2 protein-coding genes are annotated in these 1,337 nt (G+C 67.8%); both read right to left on the bottom strand.

Annotated elements, in window-relative coordinates:
- Nucleotides 1-70 precede the first annotated feature (70 nt).
- Nucleotides 71-922 (bottom strand): carbohydrate ABC transporter permease, encoded by an 852-nt coding sequence (locus tag ABD194_RS19205; RefSeq protein ID WP_343994468.1) that lies wholly within the window; start codon nt 920-922, stop codon nt 71-73.
- The coding region (locus ABD194_RS19210; protein WP_343994470.1) for a carbohydrate ABC transporter permease at nt 922-1,337 on the bottom strand (416 nt) is incomplete at its 5' end. The genes ABD194_RS19210 and ABD194_RS19205, both read right to left, overlap by 1 nt.

Below are 1,337 nucleotides of genomic sequence, written 5' to 3' on the forward strand. Positions count from 1 at the left end.
GGCCAGTCGCTGATGCGCGACTGAGCCCGACCGCGCAGCCGAGCACACGGCATACGCCCTCGGTGGGCGCTCAGTCGCCGGCGATGCCGGTGCGCTCGACGCCCTCGACGATCCAGCGCTGCAGGAAGAGGAACATCAGCAGCAGCGGCACGATCGCCACGAGCGCGGCCATGAACAGCTGGCTCACCTGCACCGACTGCGCCGTCAGGAAGGTCGACAGCGCGATCTGCACCGTCCACGACTCCTGGTCGCGGCCGATGACCAGCGGCCACAGGAAGGCGTTCCACGAGCCGATGAAGGTGATGGTGCCGATCGCGGCGACGAAACCCATCGAGTTCGGGACGACGATCTTCCAGAACGTGCCCCAGTAGCCGAGGCCGTCGATGAAGGCCGCCTCCTCGATCTCCTTGGGGAAGCCGAGGAAGAACTGCCGGAAGAGGAACGTCGCGAGCGCCTGGAACAGGCCCGGGATGATGAGGCCGCGCAGCGTGGAGATCCAGCCGAGCGTCGAGACGAGGACGAAGCTCGGCACGAAGGTCACCGCCGCGGGGATGAGCAGCGTCGCGGTGATGAAGTAGAAGACGGCGTTGGACCAGCGGTACGGGATGCGGGCCAGGCCGTAGCCGGCGAGCCCCGAGATGACGAGCACGGCGACCGTCTGGGTCACCGAGATGAGCCCGGAGTTGACGAGGCTGCGCGCCATCGGGATCGCCGGGTTGCTGAAGAGGCCGGTGAGGTTGGCGGTCTCCCACTGCGGCGGCAGCCAGTGGAAGTCCGGCGAGCCGAGGTCCTGCTCGCGCATGAAGGCACTGCGCAGCAGCAGGTAGAAGGGGATGAGGAAGAGGACGGCCCCGACCGCGAGGGCGCTGTAGCGGGCCCACCCCGCTACGCGGGACTGCCGCTTGCTGCGGACGATCGCCATCACTCGCCCCTGTCGCCGAGCCGGAGGATGCGGCCCTGCACCACCGCGATGATCGCGATGATGAGGGTCAGGATGACGGCACCCGCCGAGCCGTGGCCGAAGTCCTGACCAGAGCCGAGCGCCGTGTAGTAGAGGTAGACGAGCGGCGGCCGCGCATACGGCGGGTAGGTGCCGAACGTCGAGAGGATGTTGTAGAACTCGTCGAACGCCTGGAAGGCGTTGATGAGCAGGAGCAGCAGCACCGCGGTGGACGTCGCCCGCAGCTGCGGCAGGGTGATGTGGCGGAAGACCTTCCACCCCTCGGCGCCGTCGATCGCTGCCGCCTCGTAGAGGGTCGGGCTGATCCGCTGGATGCCGGCGAGGAAGAGGATCATGTAGAACCCGATCTGCAGCCACAGGCGCGCGGTGACGATGA

Source organism: Terrabacter terrae (assembly GCF_039529575.1).
Lineage (GTDB): Bacteria > Actinomycetota > Actinomycetes > Actinomycetales > Dermatophilaceae > Terrabacter > Terrabacter terrae.

What these genes read in the sequence shown, in the direction of transcription:
- ABD194_RS19205 (WP_343994468.1), bottom strand. Translation starts at nt 922, where the DNA reads ATGGCGATCGTCCGCAGCAAGCGGCAGTCCCGCGTAGCGGGGTGGGCC.